Origin of the sequence: Mesorhizobium sp. M7A.F.Ca.US.005.03.2.1, from assembly GCF_003997795.1 — a bacterium.
GTDB lineage: Bacteria > Pseudomonadota > Alphaproteobacteria > Rhizobiales > Rhizobiaceae > Mesorhizobium > Mesorhizobium ciceri.
Genome location: NZ_RZRP01001081.1, coordinates 1 through 1788, shown reverse-complemented (window position 1 = coordinate 1788; position 1788 = coordinate 1). Strand labels below are relative to the sequence as shown.

The window sequence follows — 1788 nt, the reverse complement described above, 5'->3', positions numbered from 1 at the left end:
GGCCTCGTCGAGGTGCCTGGGCTCGGCCCCCGGCCTCTGCCATTCGAGCCGGCAGGCCTCGTCGACCTGCATGTCCACCTGGTGCCGGCCGATGAAGCGCCGCGCTTCCAGGAGGATGCCGCAAGCAGCATCGTGGGTTGTCTGGTGCCACAGGTCGATGTGGTCGAACGCAATATCCCGGCGGCCTTACCGGTCGTGATGGCGCGGCTGTCGATCGCGCCTTTTCTATGATCCGCTCCGGGTTTTTTGCTGCAATGCGTCAAAATGGCATGCGCCTGCGCAATTTTGGGCTTGTCAACGGGCCGCGCGTCGACAAGATAGCGCTCCCGCCGCCTGGATTGGCTGGCGAGCATAAAATGCGCCTGTGAAGCGGCGATGACGGGAGCCACCAAAGAATGATCGGACTCGTGCTTGTAACGCACGGTCAACTGGCCACCGAGTTCCGACATGCCGTCGAACATGTCGTCGGGCCACAAGACAATTTCGAAACCGTGGCGATCGGTGCCGACGACGATATGGAGCAGCGTCGGCGCGACATTGTCGATGCGGTTGCCCGTGTCGACACCGGGGCGGGCGTCATCGTGCTGACCGACATGTTCGGCGGCACGCCCTCCAATCTTGCCATCTCGGTGATGGAGTCCGGCCGCACCGAGGTGATCGCCGGCATGAATCTGCCGATGCTGATCAAGCTTTCCTCGATCCGCAAGGGCGACAACATGGCGGCCGCCCTTGATGAGGCCCAGGCCGCCGGTCGCAAATACATCAATGTTGCCAGCCAGCTCCTGAGCAGCAAATGACCGCGCTGTCCCCGGAAAAAGATCAGATAGTCCGGGATTTTCCCATCATCAACCAGCGCGGCCTTCATGCGCGCGCTTCGGCGAAGTTCGTCCAGCTGGCCAGCGGCTTCGATGCCTCGGTGCATGTCGAGAAGGATGGCGTCAAGGTTGGCGGCACCTCGATCATGGGCCTGATGATGCTGGCGGCAAGCCCCGGCTATTCGATCCGCGTCACCGCCAGCGGGCCGGAGGCCCAGCAGGTCATCGACGCCCTGGAGCAACTGGTGGCGTCCCGCTTCGGCGAGGAATGCTGATCTGGTAGAGCGCGATATGCGTCCGAGAGACATGCAGGGATAAAGATTTCTTTATATCCCATTGTCGTCCTTGCTCCGATCTGCTAGTCAGGCCGGCAATTCGCGCCCTTGGACGCGCCGACCGGCGCGGGCGTGTCCGCAACAAATTCGCAAGCACAACATTCGCATCGGAGTACTGCCATGACGGGTAGCAAGGACTATGTGGTCGCCGACATCTCGCTTGCCGGCTGGGGCCGCAAGGAACTCGAGATCGCCGAAACCGAAATGCCGGGCCTGATGGCCTGCCGTGAGGAATTCGGCCCCAAGCAGCCGCTCAAGGGTGCGCGCATCACCGGCTCGCTGCACATGACCATCCAGACGGCGGTGCTGATCGAGACGCTGAAGGCGCTTGGCGCCGATATCCGCTGGGCCTCCTGCAACATCTTCTCGACCCAGGACCATGCGGCCGCGGCCATCGCCGAGGCCGGCATCCCGGTGTTTGCCGTCAAGGGCGAGTCGCTGGAGGAGTATTGGGACTACACCGACAAGATCTTCCAGTGGGCCGATGGCGGCCTCTCCAACATGATCCTCGATGATGGCGGCGACGCCACCATGTACATCCTGATCGGCGCCCGCGCCGAGGCCGGCGAGGACGTGCTGTCCAACCCGCAGAGCGAGGAAGAGGAATATTTCTACGCCCAGGTCAAGAAGCGCCTGAA

At 62.6% G+C, this 1788-nt stretch carries 3 protein-coding genes and 1 pseudogene; all 4 read left to right on the top strand.

Features of this window, described 5'->3' with window-relative positions; all coding sequences use genetic code 11:
• Window positions 1-231, top strand: a pseudogene (locus tag EN991_RS34850) (HPr kinase/phosphorylase); the annotation flags it as partial.
• Between the two features lie 164 nt (window positions 232-395).
• Entirely contained in the window at window positions 396-797 is a 402-nt protein-coding gene (locus tag EN991_RS34840) for a PTS sugar transporter subunit IIA (RefSeq protein ID WP_010912939.1), read from the top strand.
• On the top strand, window positions 794-1090 hold the full coding sequence (locus EN991_RS34835; RefSeq protein WP_013528333.1) for an HPr family phosphocarrier protein: 297 nt from the start codon (window positions 794-796) through the stop codon (window positions 1088-1090). Before EN991_RS34840 ends, EN991_RS34835 begins: the two co-directional genes overlap by 4 nt.
• A 180-nt stretch (window positions 1091-1270) precedes the next feature.
• Window positions 1271-1788: adenosylhomocysteinase (locus EN991_RS34830; RefSeq protein WP_164769614.1), on the top strand; the 518-nt coding region annotated here is incomplete at its 3' end.